Origin of the sequence: Amycolatopsis iheyensis (genome assembly GCF_024703995.1) — a bacterium.
Classification (GTDB): Bacteria; Actinomycetota; Actinomycetes; order Mycobacteriales; family Pseudonocardiaceae; genus Amycolatopsis; species Amycolatopsis iheyensis.
Genome location: NZ_JAMXQV010000052.1, coordinates 1 through 21,368 on the forward strand (window position 1 = coordinate 1; position 21,368 = coordinate 21,368).

Annotated in this window: 19 protein-coding genes and 1 pseudogene; 5 read left to right on the plus strand and 15 right to left on the minus strand. The window is 69.8% G+C overall.

What is annotated here, in order from left to right:
- The first annotated feature begins 251 nt into the window (after window positions 1–251).
- Complete coding sequence (locus M8542_RS48665) at window positions 252–617, plus strand: hypothetical protein (protein ID WP_257927255.1); 366 nt, start codon at window positions 252–254, stop codon at window positions 615–617.
- 20 nt (window positions 618–637) lie between these two features.
- Here M8542_RS48665 and M8542_RS48670 read toward each other — a convergent pair whose 3' ends face one another.
- From M8542_RS48670 to M8542_RS48695, 6 genes and pseudogenes are all read right to left on the minus strand, one after another.
- Entirely contained in the window at window positions 638–856 is a 219-nt protein-coding gene (locus M8542_RS48670) for a hypothetical protein (protein WP_257927256.1), read from the minus strand.
- A 290-nt stretch (window positions 857–1,146) separates the two neighbouring features.
- Window positions 1,147–1,719, minus strand: a pseudogene (locus M8542_RS48675) (helix-turn-helix domain-containing protein); the annotation flags it as partial.
- A gap of 47 nt (window positions 1,720–1,766) precedes the next feature.
- Window positions 1,767–2,084 carry a PadR family transcriptional regulator gene (locus M8542_RS48680; RefSeq protein WP_257927257.1) on the minus strand — a complete coding sequence of 106 codons (318 nt, stop codon included), beginning with the start codon at window positions 2,082–2,084 and terminating at the stop codon, window positions 1,767–1,769.
- Between the two features lie 73 nt (window positions 2,085–2,157).
- The gene (locus M8542_RS48685; RefSeq protein ID WP_257927258.1) at window positions 2,158–3,042 is read right to left on the minus strand and encodes an ABC transporter permease; all 885 of its coding nucleotides are present in this window, start codon (window positions 3,040–3,042) and stop codon (window positions 2,158–2,160) included.
- A complete protein-coding gene (locus tag M8542_RS48690; protein ID WP_257927259.1) occupies window positions 3,029–3,820 on the minus strand; it encodes an ABC transporter ATP-binding protein in 792 nt (263 codons plus the stop codon). The genes M8542_RS48685 and M8542_RS48690 overlap by 14 nt, the downstream gene beginning before the upstream one ends.
- Before the next feature lie 19 nt (window positions 3,821–3,839).
- The gene (locus tag M8542_RS48695; RefSeq protein WP_257927260.1) at window positions 3,840–4,901 is read right to left on the minus strand and encodes an ABC transporter substrate-binding protein; all 1,062 of its coding nucleotides are present in this window, start codon (window positions 4,899–4,901) and stop codon (window positions 3,840–3,842) included.
- A gap of 296 nt (window positions 4,902–5,197) precedes the next feature.
- On the opposite strand from M8542_RS48695, the gene M8542_RS48700 reads away from it, so the two are divergent.
- Both M8542_RS48700 and M8542_RS48705 read left to right on the plus strand, forming a co-directional pair.
- Window positions 5,198–5,584: a hypothetical protein gene (locus M8542_RS48700; RefSeq protein WP_257927261.1), complete on the plus strand. Its 387-nt coding sequence runs from the start codon at window positions 5,198–5,200 to the stop codon at window positions 5,582–5,584.
- A 184-nt stretch (window positions 5,585–5,768) separates the two neighbouring features.
- Window positions 5,769–6,170 (plus strand): transposase family protein, encoded by a 402-nt coding sequence (locus tag M8542_RS48705; protein WP_257927262.1) that lies wholly within the window; start codon window positions 5,769–5,771, stop codon window positions 6,168–6,170.
- Window positions 6,171–6,242: 72 nt separating this feature from the next.
- Here the strand turns inward: M8542_RS48705 and M8542_RS48710 are convergent, their stop codons facing one another.
- Genes M8542_RS48710 through M8542_RS48720 form a run of 3 tightly spaced genes read right to left on the minus strand, consistent with a single transcriptional unit; the run spans window position 6,243 to window position 9,309 of the window.
- Window positions 6,243–7,241: an S-adenosylmethionine:tRNA ribosyltransferase-isomerase gene (locus M8542_RS48710; protein ID WP_257927263.1), complete on the minus strand. Its 999-nt coding sequence runs from the start codon at window positions 7,239–7,241 to the stop codon at window positions 6,243–6,245.
- Window positions 7,238–7,903 carry an SDR family NAD(P)-dependent oxidoreductase gene (locus M8542_RS48715; protein ID WP_257927264.1) on the minus strand — a complete coding sequence of 222 codons (666 nt, stop codon included), beginning with the start codon at window positions 7,901–7,903 and terminating at the stop codon, window positions 7,238–7,240. Before M8542_RS48715 ends, M8542_RS48710 begins: the two co-directional genes overlap by 4 nt.
- Before the next feature lie 44 nt (window positions 7,904–7,947).
- A complete protein-coding gene (locus M8542_RS48720) occupies window positions 7,948–9,309 on the minus strand; it encodes a purine-cytosine permease family protein (RefSeq protein WP_257927265.1) in 1,362 nt (453 codons plus the stop codon).
- A gap of 171 nt (window positions 9,310–9,480) precedes the next feature.
- Between M8542_RS48720 and M8542_RS48725 the strand changes: the two genes are divergently transcribed.
- Complete coding sequence (locus tag M8542_RS48725; protein ID WP_257927281.1) at window positions 9,481–10,998, plus strand: sensor histidine kinase; 1,518 nt, start codon at window positions 9,481–9,483, stop codon at window positions 10,996–10,998.
- A 43-nt stretch (window positions 10,999–11,041) separates the two neighbouring features.
- On the opposite strand, the gene M8542_RS48730 is transcribed toward M8542_RS48725, so the two are convergent.
- On the minus strand, window positions 11,042–12,973 hold the full coding sequence (locus M8542_RS48730; protein WP_257927266.1) for a S53 family peptidase: 1,932 nt from the start codon (window positions 12,971–12,973) through the stop codon (window positions 11,042–11,044).
- Window positions 12,974–13,291: 318 nt separating this feature from the next.
- Window positions 13,292–15,064, minus strand: a complete 1,773-nt coding sequence (locus tag M8542_RS48735) for an alpha-L-fucosidase (RefSeq protein ID WP_257927267.1) — start codon at window positions 15,062–15,064, stop codon at window positions 13,292–13,294.
- A 393-nt stretch (window positions 15,065–15,457) separates the two neighbouring features.
- Between M8542_RS48735 and M8542_RS48740 the strand changes: the two genes are divergently transcribed.
- Window positions 15,458–16,630: a glycoside hydrolase family 88/105 protein gene (locus M8542_RS48740; protein ID WP_257927268.1), complete on the plus strand. Its 1,173-nt coding sequence runs from the start codon at window positions 15,458–15,460 to the stop codon at window positions 16,628–16,630.
- Between the two features lie 175 nt (window positions 16,631–16,805).
- On the opposite strand, the gene M8542_RS48745 is transcribed toward M8542_RS48740, so the two are convergent.
- The 4 genes from M8542_RS48745 to M8542_RS48760 all read right to left on the minus strand — a co-directional run bounded on the left by M8542_RS48745 (window position 16,806) and on the right by M8542_RS48760 (window position 21,315).
- A complete protein-coding gene (locus M8542_RS48745) occupies window positions 16,806–18,287 on the minus strand; it encodes a glycoside hydrolase family 28 protein (protein WP_257927269.1) in 1,482 nt (493 codons plus the stop codon).
- A gap of 115 nt (window positions 18,288–18,402) precedes the next feature.
- Window positions 18,403–19,029 (minus strand): TetR family transcriptional regulator, encoded by a 627-nt coding sequence (locus tag M8542_RS48750; RefSeq protein ID WP_257927270.1) that lies wholly within the window; start codon window positions 19,027–19,029, stop codon window positions 18,403–18,405.
- A 24-nt stretch (window positions 19,030–19,053) separates the two neighbouring features.
- On the minus strand, window positions 19,054–20,625 hold the full coding sequence (locus M8542_RS48755; protein WP_257927271.1) for an alkaline phosphatase D family protein: 1,572 nt from the start codon (window positions 20,623–20,625) through the stop codon (window positions 19,054–19,056).
- A gap of 33 nt (window positions 20,626–20,658) precedes the next feature.
- Complete coding sequence (locus M8542_RS48760) at window positions 20,659–21,315, minus strand: SH3 domain-containing protein (protein WP_257927272.1); 657 nt, start codon at window positions 21,313–21,315, stop codon at window positions 20,659–20,661.
- Between the last annotated feature and the right edge of the window lie 53 nt (window positions 21,316–21,368).

Here is a 21,368-nt window from a genome sequence, read left to right on the forward strand (position 1 = left end):
CCGGCGACCGGCGGCTCGGCCCGCTCGGGCGCGGCTTCGGGCGGGACCCGGCGCACCGGCGGCGGCAACCCCCGGTCGGGCTCCGGCTCGGGCGGCGGCGCGGCGGCGTTCTCTTCCGGCACCCGCGCCGGCGCCCGCCGAGGCCGCTGACCTCTCGGCTCACCCCGAACGAAACGGCTCGACCCCGGCCGGCGGCCGGGGTCGAGTCGTCTTCACCGGCGCGCACGCGCCCGCCGTGCCATGCTTCCCGCATGGAGGACACGGACCTGGTGCAGACCGGAATCGGCCTGCTGGCGTCGGTCTACCGGCTGCGCCAGAACCTCGAGAACGGCGGCGAAGCCGGCACCAGCGGTTACCCCGAACTGCTCGAAGGCGCACTCGACTTCACGATGACCGCGGACTCCCCCGTCCCACCGGAGTACCTCGCCGACGTCCAGGAGATCGTCAAGCAGGCGGTCGACGAGCTGGCGCACCGCCAGGAGGCGATCATGCGCGGGCTGCTGATGGGGTTCGTCAAGGTCGTCGAAGCCTACGAGGACGAGAACCCCGGGCCGGACGTCCTGCAGCTGCTTCAGCAGCTCTCGCTCGAGGTCGCCGTGGAGCCACCGGAAGACTGAGCGCGTCCCGCGGGAAGTCTTCAGCCGGTCTTCCGCCGGGCTTTGACCCACGACCAACCGGCGAGACCGGCCCCCGAAACGGCGGGCAACAACCCGGCCGCCGGCGAGAGCGCCGCCACCGCACACACCTCACCGATGAGCAGCGCCGCACCGAAGATGACGACCCACAGGATGCGGACGGTGTTGCGGGTCCGCTCGGCCGAGGCAACCACCTCGGCGAACGCCTCGACCACCTTCACCGGGCCACCTCCCGGGCTTCAGAGCCGCGCAGCGTGAACCGGAGCCCGGGGATACGGCTGAACACCCGGAGCAGGTAGACCGCCTGCGCCCGGCGCGGCCTCCTCGACTGGGCCAGTTCGTCGAGGTCGCTCAGGTACTCGTCGAGGTACCGCTCGCGCTCGACCACAGGGAGGATCCGCGAGGCCCACCGGATCGCCCGCTGCGACGCTTCGGCCACCGGCCTCCTGAGCACCGGTTCCGGAAGCACCTTCGGCGGGATGTCGCTCGCTGCGTCGAGCAACTGCGCGTTGGCCAAGTTCTCCAGCTCGGCGATCGCCGCGTCGAGCCGCGTCTTCACCACCACCGAGGCTTCGGCTTCCTGGAAACTCTTCGCCCAAGAGAGCTGCGCCACGACGGCGTCGCGGCAAAACTTCGCGCCGTACTGGTAGTCCAGCGCCCGCAGAGCCCGCGTCGCGGCCTCCACCTGGCGCACGTCCGTCACGCCGATCCGAGCGGGGGCCGGGATGCGCACCGGGCCCGCGGACCACGTGCCCGATTCCGGACCGAACACCGCCGCACCCATCGTGGCCTCGGCCAGGTGCGCGAGAAACCTCCGCCGCTCCGACTCGTCGTCCCGGCCGCCGGCTGGGCGTATCGCCGTGGCTTCGTCGAAGGCGAGGCCCATGTGTCCACGGGGGACACCCAGGCCATCGGCGATCCGCGTGAGCACGTCGTAGGCCATGACCTGGCGACCCTGGAGGATCTCCGACACCTCGGACTGAGGCTGGCCGGTCATCGCGGCGATCTGGCGCTGCGCGACACCGTGCTTGCGCAGGAGCCGGTAGACCGCGCTGACCTCACGAGTCGCGAGAGCCGCTCTCATCTCCGGCTGCTCCCACACGTCAGCCGCTACATCCAGGCCCGGGACACTCACGCGATCCCCCCTGCCCGCCCAGGCCGAAACCGCCCGAGGGCCTTGGCCGCCGGATCGGCGCGGTGAAGAGCCGCCTGGACGGTCGCAAGGCTGTTGGGGTCCAACCGGTAGTACCGCCGCTTCGGCCGACCCTCCACACGCGTGTCGACCTCCTCCCAGCGGCTCGTCAACCATCCCGCCTTCTCCAGCCGAGCCAGGATCGGGTGGATCGTCCCGCTGGGCAGACCGGCCGCCTCACTCAGCTGGAGGCCGTACATCTCGCGGTTCGGGTCGTCGATGAGGACGTGCAGCACGAGCTGCGTCGGCAGCGTCATCCGCGGTCCCTGGGCACCAGCCATACATGAACTCTACCTAGCCCCCTAAGTAGAGTTCAACTCAGGTCGATCCTCAGAGTGACGAAGTCAGCCCACGCGCCCGCAGCACCGTCCGCTCCAGCGGCCGGAACACCAGCAGCTCGATCCCGACGCCGACCAGCAGGATCAGGAAGATCGCCGCGATCACCGTCTCGATGCTGTTCAGCGACGAGCCCTGGTTCAGGTACGCGCCGAGCCCGACGCCCAGCTGCGGTGACAGTGCGATCAGCTCCGCCGCCATCAGCGAACGCCACGAAAACGCCCAGCCCTGCTTCAGCCCGGCCAGGAACCCGGGCAGCGCGGCCGGCAGCAGGATGTGGCGCGCCGACGAGAGCCGGTTCGCGCCCATCACCTGGCCGACCCTCGGCAGGATCGGGGGGATCTGGTCGATGCCCGACACCAGGCCGTTCGCGATCGAGGGCACCGAGCCCAGCAGCACGACGAAGTAGATCGCGCCGTCGTTGATGCCGAACCACAGGATCGCCGCCGGCACCCACGCCACCGACGGCAGGCTCTGCAGCCCGGTCAGCAGCGGCCCGATCGCCGCCCGCACCACGCGGACCTTCGCCACCAGCAGGCCCAGCGGTGTGCCGAGCAGCACCCCGGCGACGAACCCGAGCGCGGCGCGGTGCACCGACGTCCAGACGAAGCCGAACACCTCGCCCGTGACGACGCGGCTCCAGAACTCGTCCCACACCGCGATCGGCTCGGGCAGCTGCGCCTCCGTCAGCACCGCCGACGCCCACACGAGCTGCCAGGCGACGATCAGCAGGACGAGCGCGCCCACCGGCGGCAGGAACCCCCAGGCGAACCGCTTCCAGAAACTCGGGCGCCGCTCCCCGGCGGGGGCGTCGAGCGAGTCCAGTCCGGCGCCGACCGCGTCCAGGTCGTCTTCGGCGGACTGGTCAAGCTGCGGCATGGGTGCTGATCACCTCTCGCAGGTGCCCGGTGATTTCTTCGGTGAGCTCTTCGGCGTCGGCCAGCGGGACGTCCGTCCACTCGCGCACGACCTTGCCCGGCCGCGAGGACAGCAGCACCACGCGCTGGCCCAGCCGGACCGCCTCGCGGACGTCGTGGGTCACGAACAGCACCGACGTGCCGGTGCTGCGGTAGACGCGCAGCAGCTCGCCCTGCAGGACGTCGCGGGTGATGGCGTCGAGCGCGGCGAACGGCTCGTCCATCAGCAGCAGTGCCTGGTCGGGGTCGCCGCCGACGCGCAGGGTCGCGGCCAGCGCGCGGGCCAGCGCGACCCGCTGCCGCATGCCGCCCGACAGCTCGTGCGGCCGCTTGCCGCCCGCGCCGTTCAACCGGACGAGCTCCAGCAGCTCGGCGGCCTTTTCGCGACGCTCGGCGCGCCCGAAGCCGGCCAGGCGCAGCGGCAGCTCGACGTTGCGGGCCGCGGTCAGCCACGGCATCAGCGCGGCCTCCTGGAACATGACCGCGGGCCGCGACGTGTTCAGCGTGATCTCCCCCGCCGACGGCGCGTCCAGCCCGGCGACCAGGTTCAGCAGCGTGCTCTTGCCGCAGCCGGACGCGCCGAGCAGGCAGACGAACTCGCCGGGCGCGACGGTCAGGTCGACGCCGTCGAGCGCGACCACCGCGCGGCCGGCCGGGCCGAACGTCTTGCGGACGCCGTCGAGGCGCACCGCGGTGGCACCGGTGAAGCTGGTCCGGCCGGTCGGGAGGGTCGTGGTCATCGCTGGCTGCCTCTCGAAGTCACTTGGCGAGTTCGGGCGCGTTCACGGCGGGCTGGTTCTTCTCCTTGAGGACGTCGTTCAGCGGGCCGAAGTCGGCGAAGCCCTTCAGCGCGACGGCCGACTTGACCACGCCCGCGGTCACCGAGTCCTGCGCGAGCTGCGGGAACTCGGCCGGGATCGGGTCGGTGGTCAGCTCGATGCCGGAGAACGCGCGGTCGATGACCGCCGGGCTCAGGCTGCTGCCGGCGAGCTCCTTGAGCGCGCCGTTGACGACGGTCTTGGCTTCCGCGGGGTTGGTCTTCGCCCAGTCGATCGCGGCGAGCTCGCCCTTCAGCACGGCCTTGACGGTGTCCGGGTGCTGCTGCAGGAACTCGCTGCGCACGATGACGACGGTGGTCGGGAACCGGCCACCGGGCCACAGGTCCTTCTCGTCGACCAGGACCTTCGCGCCGGCGTCGAGGACCAGCCGGGACGCCCACGGCTCGGGCAGCCAGCCGCCGTCGACCTCGCCCTTCTTGAACGCGTCGAGCGTCTTGGAGTTGTCGAGGTTGGTGATCTTGACCTGGTCGGTCAGCTGCTTGCCGGCCAGGAACTTCTTGAGCGCGACGTCCTGGGTGTTGGCCAGCTGCGGGGTGGCGATGGTCTTGCCCTTGAGCCCCTCGACGTTCGTGATGTCCGGCTTGACGACGAGCTGCGCGCCACCCGAGACGGCGCCGCTGACCAGCTGGATCGTGCCCTTGGACTTGGTGAAGGCGTTGATCGCCGGGCCGGAGCCGATGAAGGCGATGTCGAGCGAGTTGCCCAGCAGCGCGTTGACCTCTTCGGGGCCGGCGTTGAAGGTCTGGGTGGTGAGCTTGGCCGAGCCGAGCTGCTGCTTGAAGAAGTCCTTCTTGACGCCGATGAGCGCGGGCGCGTGGGTGACGTTCGGGAAGAACCCGAGCCGCACCTCACCGGCGGCGCCCTGGTTCGCGGCCGGCGCCGCGGTGCTCTCCGCGGCGCGGGAACAGCCCGCGAGCACGCCCACGACGGTCAGGGCGGCGAGCGCCGAGGCCAGGAAGCGGGTCTTGTGGTGGGTGCGCACGTCGGCGTCGCCTTTCGGGGGTCGGTGTCGGGGCGAGGTTCGCACGGTCACCCACTGAGGCGCATAGCCATCCGCATCCCGGGAAATCCCGTGAGATTCCTTGACATCGGCCGCCGCTGCCCCTAGTGGCGGCCGTTCGACCAGCTCACAGGTGGTGCCGCCAGAGCATCGCGGGCACGCGGCACCGGCGCGAGGGCTCCCGCCATGTGGGCGCTCCGTGTCCGAATTCCCCGGCGCGGGCAACCACCGGCGTCACCCGAACGTGGTAAGGGTGACCGACTGCATCGGAGGGGAACATGACGAGCCGACGGGGCCAGGGAGCCACCGGCGTCCGCGTGGCGCTGGTCGTGCTGTTCATCGGAATGGGCCAGGCGACGTTCGAGTGGTTCAGGTCACTCGGCATGGACGCGCTGACGAGCCTGGTGGTCTGGGCGATCCCGGTCATCACGGCGGCGGCCGTCACGTTGGTGCTGTGGCTGGTGTCGGAGCGCGCGTTCGCGCTGCGCAACTGGCTGCCGGTGGCGGTGAGCATCCCGGTGTACCTGGGCGGAGCATTCGGCCTCGCCACGGCGACCGCCAGCTTGGTGGCGTCGATCGTGACCGGGGTCGGGTTCGGGATCGCGGTGGTGGCACTGGCGGGACTGTGGCGCGCGCGACGGCGTGAGGAGCCGGCGCGGCACTAGAACCAGCGCCCCAATGTGGCCTTGGTTGCGTCTTGCGCACCGAAGGCCACATTGGGGTTGTTTCATCGTGAACGTGGCTGGTCAGGCCGTCGAGCCCTTGGTGTTTGCCTGTGACGGTAAGACGCGGTGCCCGGACCAGCGTGGCGACCAGGCAGATAGGTGAAGCCCTCGGCAAGATCGAGATGTGAGTCAATCACCCGCCGAGGGCTTCGGTCCTCTTTCCTACCAGGTCACCCTTCCCCTGTCTCGTCAGACCCTGCAGCTGGTCGCCGAGCTGATCCGCACCCACCGAAGCCGGCTGCGGTCCCGCTGGCGCAAAGCCGACCCCCGCCGCGAGCAGGTCGTGCTCACCCCCTACAAAGCCGAAGCCCGACGGCCGCTGAGCAAGGCCCAGAAGCAGGCCAACGCCGCGTTTTCGGCGATGCGGTGCGCGGTGGAGGGCGGCTTCGCCGCCCTCAAACACTGGCACATCCTCGACCGGCTCCGCCTCAACACCCGCCACGCCACCACCCTGCTGCAGGCCCTGCTCGTGCTCACCCAGCACGAGCAGAACATCCGCGACAGTGTCCGCCCAGGTCTGGGGTGAGCATTACCAGACTCGGTCAACACAACCTGACCAGCCCGAATCACGATGAAACAACCCGATTGGGGCGCTCGGTCAGTGGCGCAGCAACAACGACACGTCACCGAACTCGTGCCACAAGTACCGGCGCTCCACCGCCGCCTCGTAAGCGCTCTGGACCAGCTCCCGCCCCACCACCGCCTCCAGCAACAACAGATGCGACGCCTCGGGCGCGTGCAGCCCGGTGACAATCCCGTCGACCACACGCGCCGGCCGATCCGGGCCCAGGACCAAGTTCGTCCACCCCGAAGCCACGCCCAGCTGAGCCGACGACTCCAGAGCCCGCGCCGCCGTCGTCCCCACCGCGATCACCCGGCCCCCGCGGGAACGAGTCCACGACACCAAAGCGGAAGTAGTCGGAGGAACAGTGAAACGCTCCGGCTGCGGAGGCTCACCAGCCTCCGGCGAGGACACCCCGGTGTGCAGCACCAGCGGCGCGAACAGCACCCCCTCCGTCACCAGGTCCACCACCAGCGAAGCCGAGAACGGCCGCGCCGCCGACGGCATCTCCGCGCTGCCCGGCTCCCGGGCGAACACCGTCTGGTAATCCGCCAGGGGCCACGCCCGCGGGACGTACCCATAACGAATGGGACGGCCGAACGTCACCAGCAGGCCGGGCACCGGCGCCGACACCGCCGCCCGCCACAGCCGCTTCGAACCAGCAGCGAACGGCTCCCGCAACGTCAGTGACGCGCCACCGGGCAGGTCCACCCGCTCCCCCGCCCGGCCGTCCAGCAACGGACCGCCGGGGGCCCGCAGCTCGACGACCCACGCGCCGTCGTCCAGCGCCGTCGCGAAGTGGACCACGACCGGGCCGCCGGCCCGGGTTGCGTCGACCGCCGCCGGGAGGGTGCCCGATGTGTTGACCACCAGCAGGTCGCCGGGGCGGAGGTGGGCGCCCAACGACGAAAACACCGTGTGGTGGACACCTGACGGCGACGCGACCAGCAGGCGGACCTCGTCGCGGGCCAGACCCCGTGCCTCCGGCGGGGCCGACGCCGACAGCTCGTCCGGCAGGTCGAACCGGATGTTCATGCGGTCACCAAGAGGTCCGCGGCGCGGTACCGGCCGCTCGGCGGGCGCTCGTCCAGCAGGCGCAGGAACGCCGGGACCGCCGTCTCCGGCAACGGCAGGTCCGAGATGTCCTCGCCCGGGAACGCGCGCTGGTGCATGGCCGTGCGCAGGTCGCCCGGGTCCACCGCGTACACCGCCAGCTCCGGGTTCTCCGCCCCCAGCACGGCCGTGACCTGGTCCAGCGCGGCCTTCGCCGAGCCGTAGCCACCCCAGCCTTCATACGCTTCGACGGCGGCGTCCGAGCTGACGTTGACGAGCACGCCCCGGGAAAGGGCGGGCAGCAGCAGCTGGATCAGGGCGAGTGGTGCGAACACGTTGGTGCGGTAGACATTTTCCAGTTCGGCCAAGGGATAGCCCGCCAGTGAGGGCAACGGGCTGACGCCGAGTGAACTCGCGTTGTTGACGAGCAGATCCAGCGCCGGGCAAGCATCGGCCAGGGCAGCGCGGTGGGCCGGGTCGGTGACGTCGCCGGGAACGGCCGTGAAGCCGATCTCCTCGGCGGCCACGGACAACGCGGCCGGATCACGGCCGTCGCCGATGACCGTCCACTTGCGACTCACCAGGGCCGCGGCGAGGGCTCGGCCCAGGCCCGCGGACGCGCCGGTGACGAGTGCGGTTGGCATGGTTCCTCCTTCGAGGGGTACCACACCATCGTCAAACCTCTATATTACTTGAGGTCAAGGCGGCGCCGGAGCAGGAAGTACGCTGCCAGCGAAACGACGAGCCCGACGTAGTACGCGAGATCCGCGCCGTGCAGCGCCGACGCGACCGGTCCGGTGTAGAGGGACGTGTTCATGAACGGCACCGCCGCCCCGAAGCCGGCCACGAACGCCACGAGCGCCGCCCACGGACGCACCGACACCGACGAAAGGACGTCGACGCGCCGCCCGCCGCGGGTGCGCGCGAGCCAGTCCGGGACCACGACGCCGAGGAACGGCGGGATCCAGTAACTGACGAACAGCAGCACGTTCTGGAACTTGGCCGCCAGGTCACCGCTGTGCATCCAGAGGATCAGCGCGAACGCGAGCACCGTGACGAGCACCGCCGACACCGGGCGCCGCAGCCGCACGCCGACCGTCTGCAGGGCCAGCGAGCCGCTGTAGTCGTTCATCGCGTTCGACGACACCGCCGCGAGCGCGATCACCGTCAGCGCCAGCGCGCCGAGGAATCCGTCGCCGAGCATGTGCGCGACCCCGGCGGCCGTCTGGTCACCCAGCGACGACCCCAGCGCGAGCCCGAGGCCTTCGCCGATCGCGTAGGAGACGACGAGCCCCAGCAGCGTCGCCCAGAAGACACTGCGCGACGACGTCGAGGCGGGCAGGTAGCGGCTGAAGTCCGACGCGTAGGGCGCCCAGGAGATCGCCAGGGACAAGGTGATCGTCGTGAACAGCACGATCCCGCCCGCCAGGTCGGCGCCCGACGCGGTGTCGGCGGCGGCGATCGGGTGTCCGGAAAGGACCTTCACCGCGAGCGCGGCGAACGCGAGCACCAGCAGCACGCTCATCACCGCCTGCACGCGGTGGATCAGCGCGTAGCCGAACACGCCGAGCGCGCACTGCAGCACCAGCACGATCAGCACCGCCGCCCAGAACGGCAGCCCGGTCAGCTCGGCCAGCGCCTCGCCGCCGAACAGCCCGACCAGCGCGTCCCAGGCGATCGAGCCGAGCCACTGGACGAGCCCCGGCAACACCACCCCGCCGCCGAACGGGAGGCGGGCGAGCGGCAGCTGGCCGGTGCCGGTGCGCGGCCCCCAGGTGGACAGGTACGCCACCGGCAACGAGCCCAGCACGGTGCCGGCGAGCATCGCGGCCAGGCCCGTCCAGAAGCCGAGGCCGAGCGCCGCGGCGAGGGTGCCGGTGAACACCGCCGTCATCGTCAGGTTCGGCGCGAACCACACGCTGAACAGCCGCCACGGGCGCCCGAACCGGTTGCCCTCCGGAACCGGCTTGATGCCGTGGGTCTCGATCGCCAGGTCACGGCCTCCGGTGGGCATCCGCCCGCCGAAGACCTCGGCACCCAGTCCGTTCATGTGTGGCCTCCTGTTCCGGATCACCCTAAAGCGCGCCCGCGTGGTGTAACGCGACGGCCCGAACGGGCGAATCACGGTTAGCCGTTGCCGGAACGCTTCACACACCCGCCAGGATTGCCCGGCGAGGGACACCGGGAGGGTCGCGTGCTGCAGCACCCGCGGACGCTCGCGATGACCGGCCTGCTCGCCGCCGGTTTCGCGCTCGGCGTCACCGCGTTGACGCTGAAGGTGGCCGACGGCAGCCACTCCGTGCTCGACACGACGCTCAGCACCGCGACCGGTTTCCTGTTCCTGCTGGCGGGCGCGGTCGCGCACGTCCGGCGCCCGGCCAACCCGATCGGCGTGCTCATCGCGCTCGCGGGCGTCGCGTTGTTCCTCGAGGACCTGCAGTTCACCCGCGATCCGGTGCTGTACACGATCGCCGTGCCGCTGCGTGCCGCGTCGAGCCCGGTGATCGCACACCTCGTGCTCGCGTTCCCGCACGGCCGGCTGCGGTCGCGGTGGGAACGGCTGCTGGTCACCGGGGCCTACCTGGTGGTGTTCGCGCTGGGAGTGGTCGGGCTGCTGGTCAGCGATGACCCGCGCGACCTGCTGGCGATCTGGACGAACCCGGCGAGCGGCGTGTTCGCCGACCGCGTGCTGGAGCTCGCGGCCACGGCCATCAGCGCCGGCGTGATGGTCGTGCTCCTCTACCGGTGGCTGACCGGGCAGCTGCCGCAGCGGCGGCTGCTGTCCCCGGTGATCGCGATCGCGCTGTTCGGCGCGCTCGCGTCCGGCACCGGCACCGCGCTCGGCGACGGCCACTCGCTGTCGGAGCCGCTGCTGCAGGTCTACCGGATCCTGTTCTGCCTGTGGCCGCTGGCGTTCCTGACCGGGGTGCTGCGTGCCCGCGTCGGCAACGCCGAGATGATCCGGCTGCTGCTGGAGCGCGACGGCACCGGGCTGGCCGCGCTGGTGCAGGACGACGAGGTGTGGAAGGACAGCCGGTCGATCGACGCGCTGAACGCGGCCGCCGGGCTGGTGCTCGACAACCAGCGGCTCACCGCCGAGCTCGAGCAGCGGCTGGCCGAGGTCCGGGCGTCGCGGGCGCGGCTGGTGGCGGCCGGCGACGAGGAGCGCCGACGCCTGGAGCGCGACCTGCACGACGGCGCCCAGCAGCGGCTGGTCAGCGTCGTGCTGTTGCTGCGGATGGCCGGCCGCCGCCACGGCGGGCAGCTGCCGGCGGAGGTCCGGGCGCTGCTGTCGGGCACGGTCGACGAGCTGCAGACGGCGATCAAGGAGCTGCGTGAGCTGGCCCGCGGCATCCGCCCGGCGATCCTCACCGAAGCGGGCCTGGTCGCGGCGGTGCGCTCGCTGGCCGACCGGATCCCGATGGAGGTGGCGCTGTCGGTCGGCGAAGTGCCGCGCCTCGATTCGGCGGTGGAGGCGACGGCGTACTTCGTGGCGTCGGAGGCGCTGACGAACGCGCTGAAGCACGCGCAGACCGACTCGGTCGACGTGCGGATCTCGCTCGCGGGCGCCGAGCTGCGGGTCTCGGTGTCCGACGCGGGTGTCGGCGGCGCGTCCCTCGACGGCGGCACCGGCCTGGCCGGCCTGCGCGACCGCGTCGAAGCCCTCGGCGGCGAGCTGACCGTCACCAGCGGCGACAGCGGGACCGCCGTCCACGCGGCCATCCCGCTCAGGACGTGAAAAGGCCCCCTCGCCGGTTCGGCGAGGGGGCCTTTTCAACGCACTAGACGAGCAGCAGGAACAGCAGCCCGTTGGGCGTGCCGAGACCCGTCACGTCGTCGTAGCCCGGGGTCGTGTGGATGGTCAGACCCTGGTAGTCGAGCGTGCGCACCGAGGTGAGCAGGCCGTCCGAAGCGTCGACCGAGTTGGCGTAGTCGACCCGCTCCACCGCGGCGTCCACGTGCTTCACGTCGCTGATCGCCGGAGTCCGGGAGGTCAGCTTGTAGATCACGGGGTTGATGAAGCCGTGGTGGAAGTGGTCGAAGCTGTCGGCCACCGCCATGATGCCGGCGAACACCGGCGACGCGAGGCTCGTGCCGCCGATCCGGTACTGGTCGTAGTAGGCGCCGTCCGGGAAGGTCTGCGTCTGGCCGACCAGGAAGCCGGTGTTCGGGTCACCGATCGCGGAGATGTCGGGGACGACCCGGCCCTTGTTGTTGCCCGTCTGGTTCTTCTTCGCCAGCGCGTCCGGCACGACACCCTTCTGGTAGAAGGGCTGCGCGAACAGCCGGCTCGTGCCGCCACCGGAACCGCTGGTGTAGGCCGCGGGGCCGTAGACGCCGTTGGTCAGCGAGGACTTGCTGGTCTCCCAGCCGGTCTCGAAGATCCGCTTGCCGTCCTTGCCGATCGCGATGGACGTGCCGCCGACCGCGGTGATCCACGGCGCCGAAGCGGAGAAGTCCGGCGACGGCGTGCCGAGGCGCGCGACCTCGTCACCGTTGTCGCCCGAGGAGAAGTAGACGCCGATGCCCTCGAGCACCGCCTGCAGCGAGATCTGGTTGAAGACCTTGACCTCGTCGGCCGGGATGTCCTCACCGGTGTCGCCGTAGGAGTTCGACACGATGTCGGCCTTGTGGCCGGCGATCACGTAGTTCAGCGCCACGTCGAGGGCGTTGTCCTCACAGGACTCGCCACCGACGTAGAGGATGTCGGCACCCGGGGCGAGACCGTGGGCGGCCTCGACGTCGAGCGTCTCCTCGCCGTACCAACCCGCCGCGTCGCACTGGTCCGGCGGCTCGAGAACCGGGTTCGCCGGGAAGACGTGCTGCTTGAACTGGCTCTGCTTCAGCGGGTGCTGTGGGTCGTTCTTCTTGGCGTAGGTGCTCGCGTCGGAGTAGATCGTCGGCGAGGCGAACGCGTCCACGATGGCGATCGTGGTGCCCTTGCCGTCCGCGCCGACCTTGTCGACGCCGTAGGCCGACCGCAGCTGCGCCGGGGTATAGCCGCACGGGGCGTAGGGCAGGTGCTTGCCGTTGTAGGCGGGATCGGTGGTGTCGATCTTCTCGCCGTAGTAGGCGCTGCACGGCTTCGCGTTGCGGAAGCCGGGGCCGGGCGGGACGTCGGCCGGCGTCGCGGAGCCGGTGGCGTGGTCGGGCTTGAACAGGTTGGTCGCCTGGTCGACGCCGACGACGCCGAGGACGTCGTTCGCCAGGTTCGCCGGCACCGACAGGTTCTTGTCGGTGGCGCGGAGGGTCTGGCCCTTGACCTTGTACTTGGCCAGCTTGACGTCGAACGCCTTCTGCGTCTGGTCGGCGGTGCCGGTGGCCTCGACGTAGGCGCGGTTCGACGGGATGTCGCCGATGCTGAACCCGCTGCCGGTCAGCCACGCCTTGACGGCGTTGACCGTGGCGTCGCTGGCGGCGAACCGGTCACGCACCTGGTCGGGGCTGAGGTACTGGCGGTAGGTCTTGCTGTCCGGGTCGGACACGGCCTGCGCCAGCGCCTCGGCGCCGGCGTTGTCGCGCTGGTTCAGGTAGACCCGGAAGCTGAGCTTCGACGCGGGCGCCGTGTCGGCGACCTTCGACTGCGCGTTCGCCCACAACGGGTGCGACTGCGGAATGTCCTGACGCCCCTGCGCGGACGCCGTCGCCGGCAGGGCGCCGGTCAGGCCACCCACCACCGCGAGCGAAAGGAGCAGGGTGGAGCTTCTTCGCACAGAAATCTCCCTCTTCGAAAGCGGCCCCCAGGAAATGGGCCTTGGAACACCGGACGAGACTAGATCGGTGTTCCGCTCGTGGGGAAGTGCTTGCGGAACCGTTATCTCGTCGCGAATTCACGTGCGCGGGCCGGTGGTACGGAAATCCGATTTGTCGCACGAATTACGCGAAGAACATTCCCTGATGCGCGGTACGTCCGTTTTGTGGGTGTACCGCGGAACAAGCGGAACGGGCGGCCACCACCTACGAAAGTCGGGTGCGCTGTCCACTCGGGACAATCCGCGGGTGACGGCACTTCGGCCGTCACCCGCGCCCGGTCAGCCCACCGACGTCGCGTAGTCCGACCCCAGCCAGGTCTCGTCGATCCGGAGCCGCTTGTAGCGGGTGCTGTCACTCGACGCGGCGTAGGTGCTCGTGACCTGCAGGCGGACGTAACGCGTCGTCACCGCGGCCAGGTCGACGAACTGGACACCCCGGTGGCTCGGGAGCGTCCCGGACTTCACCGCGCTCCCCCAGTTCTTGCCGTCGGCCGAGACGTAGACCTGGTACGCCTTGATCCGCGCCGACTGCTCGCTGTCCGAGCGGGCGTAGCTCACCGAGTCCTCGCGCTGGTTGAGGCCGAGGTACTGCACCTTCTTCGCCGACCCGAGGTCGTAGTCCAGGTTGACCGGGAGGGTCTTGCCGTTGTCGAAGTAGGTCAGGTAGTCGCCGTCGCCCGCCGCTTGTCCACTGTGGCCACTCGCGGACGCGCTCGCCTTGATGGTGACGGTCTTCGGGTCGTAGCCGCCGGCGCGACCCGCGGTGTCGACCTTGAACACCGTGTCGTAGGTGTCCCAGCCGGACAGGCCGCTCAGCGTCAGGCTGCCGCCGCCCTGGGTGAAGGAGATCGCGGCGCCGGTGCGGAGGTTCGTCACGCCGCGGACGCGGTAGCCGTTGTCGCGGATCTTCAGCGTGCTGCCCGACGGCTTGGTCAGGACGTGCACGTACTGCGTGTCGCCCTTGATCGTGATGACGCCGTGGGCGCCGTCGTTCCAGAAGCCGGGCTGCATGCCGCCGTACATGTACCCGGCGCCTTCGGTGCCGCCGAGGGATTCCCAGATCGCGCCGAGGTAGGTGCCGGCGAAGTTGTTGAACGCCTCCTGGTTCGAGGGGAACTTGCCGTTCACCATCGCCGTCTCGGCCATCAGCGACTTGATCGACGAGCCCGAGTTCGTCACCAGACGTCCGATGTTCAGCGCCTTGTTCACGGCCGAGTTGGACCCGCCGTACCACCACGAGCCGGTGTCGGGCAGCTTGAAGCAGGCCTCCGTCAGCCGCGGCATCGCCGTGTAGGTCGCCTGCGGGTAGTCGTAGGCCGGGGACATGCCGGTCTTCTGCTCGTTGCTGATCGTGTCCATGATCGGCGTGTCTTCGTTGTTGTTGCTCAGCAGGTAGTCCGGCCGCTGCTGGTAGATCTGCTCGTACAGGTCGTGCGACTCCCAATAGGCGTTGTCGTTGTCGATCCAGAACCCGCCGAGGTCGGGGTAGTTCTTCATCACCTCGAAGAAGTTGTCGTAGCTGAACTGGCCGAAGCCGTCCTGGCTGTCGAGGTTCACGGTCTTGCCCTTGTACTTCGAATAGCCGGCCGAGTCGAGCCATTCGTGGCCGCCCTCGTCGTGCCACTGGGCGTCGTTGGTCATGTACAGGATGACCTTGAGCCCCTGGGGTTTCGCCGCCGCGACGAGCTCGCCGAGGAAGTCCCGCTTGGTGGTGCAGCTGCCCGGGATCTTCGACGGCCAGGCGCGCGAATAGCCGAGCCGGCTGTGGAACGAGGCGAGCACGAGGTAGGACGCGTGCAGCTTCTTGGCCTCGGTGACCCAGTAAGTGGGACTCCAGCCGCCGTCGGTGATCGCCTTTTCCCAGGCGCTGCAACTGGTGTAGCCGGGTGACGTACGCATGCCCCAGTGCAGGAACAGGCCCGCCTGGCTGTCACGCAGCCACTGCTGGGACGGCTTCTGCAGGTCGGCCGACGCCGGCGCGGCGACGAGCCCGGCCACCACCAGCATCGAAGCGCACGCGACGAGCACCCGGCGCAGGAACTTGGCTGACATGAGCGACCTCCAGTGGTCTGGTCCACTGCGTGGTGTACTCCCGACGGGCGGACTCGGTCAAGGTGGAGATCCGACCTTTGGGGCACGTTTCGCTGGTCGGTACATCAGCACTACGGCCAACCGGGTTAAATATCTGATATATGACGCAAGAGATCCGATCTCTCTTGACTCGGCGTCCCGGAGGCGAGTAGATGTTCTCCCCAGAGAGCGCTTTCGCTCTCACCCCCGCTCCGGCGACCGGGCAGCACGCCGCGCCCCAGAGCTGGTCGGGATGCCGACGGACGGCGGATCGGCATCCCGGCCACCCCTTCCGGGGCGGGGCAGGAGTCCTCGACCCCTGCCCCGCCCCGGAACTGCCCGCTCGACCGGGGCCCGTGCACGAAAGGACGTCGAATGTCCGAGCACCCCCTTCGCCCGACCCGGCGCGCGGTCCTGGCCGGCACCTTGGGCGCGTTGGGCGCCCTCGCCGCGGCGGGTCCCGTCGCGCGCGCGGCCGTCCCGATCAGCGAGCCGCCACCGGACTGGTCCCGGGCCGTCATCGACTCGACCATGAAGCGCCACACGCCCGCGAACATCGGCGGCTGGGGGTACACCCTCGGGCTGTACCTCTACGGCCAGTACCTGTTCTACAAGCGCACGGGTGAGCAGAAGTACCTCGACTACATCGTCGCGTGGTACGACCGGTTCATCACCGACAGCGGGATCTCCAACAGCTTCACCAACCTGGACTCGATGCGCTCGTGCCAGATGCTGCCGCTGCTGTACGCGGAGACGGGCCGCACGAAGTACAAGACGGCGGCCGACCAGCTCCGGAAGCGGTTCCCCGCCTACCCCCGCACGTCCGACGGCGGCATGTTCCACGCGACGAGCAAGGTCGGCCAGCTGTGGGGCGACGGCGTCTACATGGCCCAGCCGTTCCTCGCGCTGTACGGCGCGGCGTTCGGCGACGGCGCGTACTGCTTCGAAGAATCGGCGAAGAACCTCGCGGTGTACTTCAGCCACCTCCGCGAACCGGCGAAGGGCCTGCTGTACCACGCCTACGACGAGGACGGCTCCGAATCGTGGGCGTCCGGCTCCGGGCACCACTCGAAGTACCACTGGGCCCGCGCGATCGGCTGGTTCGGCATGGCGGCGATCGACATCCTCGAGGTGCTCCCGGCGAACCACCCGCGCCGGGCGGCGCTGATCGACATGGTCCGCTTCCTGGCGGCGGGCTACCAGCGCTACCAGGACCCGGCGACGGGCCGCTGGCACCAGGTCGTCGACCGCGGCGGCGACGCGAAGAACTGGCTCGAGACGTCGGCGTCGTCGATGTACACGTTCACGCTGGCCCGCGGCGTCGAGCGCGGCTACCTGCCGGCTTCGTACCAGGCGGTGGCGGACCGCGGCTACGCCGGCGTGCTCCGCAAGGTCTCGGTCGGTTCCGACGGCCTGACGAACATCACCGACATCTGCGAGGGCACCAACGTCGGAGACCTGTCGTACTACTACGGCCGCGCCCGCAAGACGAACGACTTCCACGGGCTGGGCGCGTTCCTGATCATGAACGAGCAGTACCGGCACTGACTTCGTGGCGCGCCGCAGAAGGGGCCCCGGCTTCCGAGCCGGGGCCCCTTCGTCCGTGACTGAGACCGGAACTCGCGTGATCGGAAACGGAACTCGCGTGATTGAAGCCGGAACTCGCGAGTTACGACCCTGATCACGCGAGTTCCGGCTTCGATCACGTCAGTTGCGGGTTACGTCAGCAGGTCGAGGTGGAGCCGGAGGTGTTGAGGCGGAGGGCGGAGCCTGAGGTGGTGGCCGAGTCCTTGACGCAGTAGCCCGTCACTGTCTGGAAGCCGATGTCGAACGGGCTCTTGCTGCCCTTCTCCGCCGTGAAGTGGTCGAACGTCACGTCGGAGCTGTTGTTCACGATGCTCGCCGGGCGGCCGTCGTCCTTGGCGAACTCCACCGAACTGCCGGTGAACCGGATACCGGCCGCGTAGTGCAGGTACCAGCCGTACGACGGGCGCGTGCCGATCGACTTCGGGTTGTAGTCCTTCGCGTCGTTGCTCGGGACGCCCGTGCCCATCGTCCCGGTGCCGCCCGGGACGTTCAGGTGCACTCCGGTGAACGTCACGTCCGAGACGCGGTGGGTGCTGTCCGCACCCCAGATCGTCGGGCTGAAGCTCGTCCCGGTGTGCGTGCCCGTCACGTTGTCGAACGTGATGCCGCTGATCGAGCCCACCCCGGGGTTGTTCCCGCAACGCTTCCGGGTGCCGATCTTCATCATGATCGGCGAGTACGTGCCCGACATCGTGACGTTGCGGTAGTGCACGTCGGAAATCTTCGCGCCGTCCATCGAAACGATGCCGAGACCCGATTTGTGCGCGCCGGTGATCGTGATGTCCGAGAACTGGTAGCCGGTGAAGTCGCCGCACGTCTCGGAGCCGAACATCAGCGCGTTGCAGCAGACCGCCGACAGTTTCGCGTTGTTCACCGTGACGTTCCCGTTCGGCAGTTTCGCGCCGAGCGCGTAGTCGCTCTTGAACACCAGCGCGTCGTCATTGGCCGCGATGGTCACGTCGGTGATTCTGACGTTCGTGGTGCTGATGATGTTCCAGCCGTCGCGGTCGCTCGCCGTGTCGATCGTCAGCTTGTCCGAGACGACGTTCGTGCAGCCGTTGATCAACGCCGCGAAGTGGCCGCCACGGCGCAGCTTGATGCCGGACAGCGTGAGGCCGTCACAGCGGGTGAGCGACAGGATCTTGTCGGCCTCGCCGGACTTCGGGTTGCCGGTGATGAGGTTGCCGCCGCCGTCGATCGTGCCGGCACCGGTGAACGCGACGTTCGTCAGCTTGTCGCCGTAGAACATCGCGTTGTGGAAGTGGCTGTGGCCGTAGTCCTGGTAGTCGTCGTTCGGGTTGGACTCGGGCTTGTCGTAACTGTCCGCGCTCGACCCGGTGATCGTCGCGCCCGCGTCGAGCTGGATCGTCACATTGCTCTTGAGGTGGACCGTGTTCGCCGACTTGTACGTGCCGGCCGTGAACCGGACGGTGCCGCCGCCCGCCGCGTTGGCCGCGGTGATCGCCTTGTCGACGGCCCCGGAATCATTCGCGGAACCATTCCCCTTGGCGCCGTAGTCCTTGACGTCGTAAACGCCGCCCGGCGCGGCGGAACCGGAGCTCGCGCCGGCCACCACCAACCCGGCGACCGCGAAGGAGACCAGCAAGAACCTTTTCACCTGAAACCGCCTTTGTCATGGATTCGAGAAAACTCGGCATGACGGCGGAGCACTCAGCCTACGAGCGCCGTGAGCGGGGTGTCAAGATCGCGGGAAAACTGTTCCGGAATCGGCCTCACGGAATGCCCACGCCGGTCGTCAGCAACGTGAACGCCCGTTCGGCCGCTTCGACGGCTTCCCGGTGCCGACGCGCCGCGGGGACGCCCGCCGCGACCGCGGCCATGTTCGCCGCGGCCAGCGTCCGGCGGACCGCCGCGATCTGCGCCGCGGCCAGTTCGGCGTCGAGCGCCGCGACGCCGGCCTCGGCGAGGGCGGCGGCCAGCGCCACCTCCCCCGCCGACGTGAACTCCGCCAGCCGCGCCACGAGCGCCGGGGTCCCGGTGACCAGCCGGAACACCGCGAGCACCGCGGGCTCGTCGGACAGGCCCGTCACCGGTGAGCGCTCGGAAAGCCCCCGCAGGAACGCCTCCCGCAGGGCCGAAAGCGGGCCCTGCCCCGCCCGGCGCGCGCGGACGACGTCCGCGGCGTCGGTCTCGTGGTCGGCGAACCGGTGCAGCACCAGGTCCTCCTTGGACGGGAAGTAGGCGAACAGCGTCCGCTTGGACACCTCGGCCACCCGTGCCACCTCGGCGACCCCGACGGCGTCGAACCCGCGCTCGAGGAAGAGCGCGATCGCCGCCGCCGAGATCGCCGTCCGCGTGCGGAGCTTCTTGCGCTCGCGCAGGCCCAGTTCTTCGGTCACGTCACGCAGCGTAGCGCCCAGGCGTCAGACCTGCTGCAGGCCGGGGCGGCCTGCTTGCACTACGTAGCTGCGGTCGTTCTTGATCACGACCTTCGCCGGGTCGTAGACGCTCGTGTCGGACGTCGTCATGAAGTCCGCTCGCGTCTGGGTCGGCGTGGTGGTGACGCGGACGTAGCCGCGCTCGCCCTTGCAGTACTTGATGTGCGGGTTGTTGGCGTACCAGGTCGCGCTCGGCGCGGTCGCGGTGTCGCTGTTGCTCGTCACCGACGTCGTCACCAGCTCCGAGCCGATGACCGGGTCGCTGTGGTCGAAGTAGTCCAGCCGCAGGTCGGCGGCCCAGTGCCGGTGGACGTCACCGGTGAGCACGACCGGGTTGGCGACCTTCCGGTCGACCCAGCCCTGCTGGATCCGGTTCCGCGAGGCCTCGTAGCCCTGCCACGAGTCGGGACTCTCGCAGGTGGCCTTGTTGCCGTCGCCGTCCCGCGTCGCGAAGAAGACCTGCTGGCCGAGGAAGTCCCAGGTGGTCGGGTGCGACTCGAACTGCTTGAGCAGCCAGGCCTCCTCGGTGCTGCCCAGGATGCTGCGCGAGGTGCTGCGCATGTCCGTGCAGGACGGGCCCGCCGAGCCGGCCGGGTCGGCCACCTGGGCGTTGCGGTACTGGCGTGTGTCGAGCATGTGGAACCGGGCGAGGTTGCCCCAGACGAACTGGCGGTACAGCTGGATCGACGAGCCGTTCGGCTTGGCGGTGGACCGGATCGGGGTGTTCTCGTAGAAGGCCTGGAACCCGGCGGCCTTGCGCGCGGCCGTGGCCGGCGAAGTGGTGCCGTTCCAGTTGTTCATCACTTCGTGGTCGTCGAACACCACTATCCACGGCGCGATCGCGTGCGCGGCCTGCAGGTCGGCGTCGGTCTTGTGCTGCGCGTGGCGGGCGCGGTACTGCGCGAGCGTCGTCACGTCCTCGGTGAACGCGAGACTGCGCGGGTTGCGCTCCTGCGCGGCGCGGCCCGACTTCTTCTCGTAGATGTAGTCGCCGAGGAACAGCACGAGGTCCGGGTCGTCGGCCACTACCCCCTTGTACGCGTGGTAGTAGCCCTCCTCCCAGTGCTGGCAGGAAGTGAAGCAGTACTTGAGCTGGTCGACCGCGGCGCCGGCGGCGGGCGCGGTGCGCGTGCGGCCGACTGGCGAGATATATCCGCCGGTCTTGAAGCGGTAGAAGTACTCGCGCGCGGGCTGCAGGCCCGTCGGTTCGATGTGGACACTGTGCGCGGACGCGCGGACCGCGCTCGCCTGGCCGCTCTGCACGATGGAGGTGAACGCCGCGTCGTTCGCGATCTCCCAGTCGACCGCGTACGTGGCGTCCGGCATGCCGCCGAAGCCGTCGGGGTTGAGCGGCGCCGGCGCGAGTCTCGTCCACAGCACCACGCTGTCGGGGAGCGGATCGCCCGAGGCGACGCCGAGCTGGAAGGGGTCGTGGACGGCCGGGGCGGCGACGGCGGTGCGGGCGTTCGCCCAGGACGGCAGCGCGGCCGACGCCGCGGTGGCGGTGACCGCGGCGAGCCCGCCGAGGAGCACCTTGCGCCGGGTGAGGTCAACCATGTCGGAAAGCCTTTCGGGGAGGGGGAGACGCGGTCAGGCCGCGAAGTCGGTGATGCCGTCGCTGCAGGACTTCAGGTCCGGCTTGGTGGTCGTGTAGTTGGCGACGCAGACCTTGTAGAAGACCCAGCCGCCGTGCGGGACCGTCACGGCCTTGTCGACCTTCGTGCCCTCACCGCCGGAGTTCCAGACGTAGAACGGGCCGGCGCCGCCCTTGAGCCAGTACGCGACGACGGCCGAGTAGCCGTCGGCGTTCGTGTCGTAGACCAGGAAGTGCGAGTCGGACGAGCGGTACTGCCCCTCCCCCGCGCACGCGTCGGCGCACTGGCCGCTGCCCGAGCCGACCCCGCAGTCGGGCGCGACCCGCTGGTCGGAGCCGGTGTAGACGTAGGTATCCGAGATATATCCGCCGAGGGCGGGCACGTAGTCCCACAGCGTGCTCGTGCCGTAGGTCCCGGTCACCGAGGTCCCGTTGGTCTGGCAGTCGATGGTCACGGACGCGCCGTTCGCGACGGTCTTGACGGCCGTGGCGCTCGCGGTGGGCGCCCGGCGGACGTTGAGGGGGTCGCCCGCCGTCTTCACGGTGCCGGTCGCCGCGGCCGACGCTTCGAACGCGCCACCGACGGCCAGCGTGCCGATCGTCGCGAGGACGACCCCTAAACCGGCCATACGCCGGAGGTTCAAACGCTTCATGGCGGGAGCGTGACCCCGGGTCGTACACGACTCGTACAAAGCCCCCGCCAGGT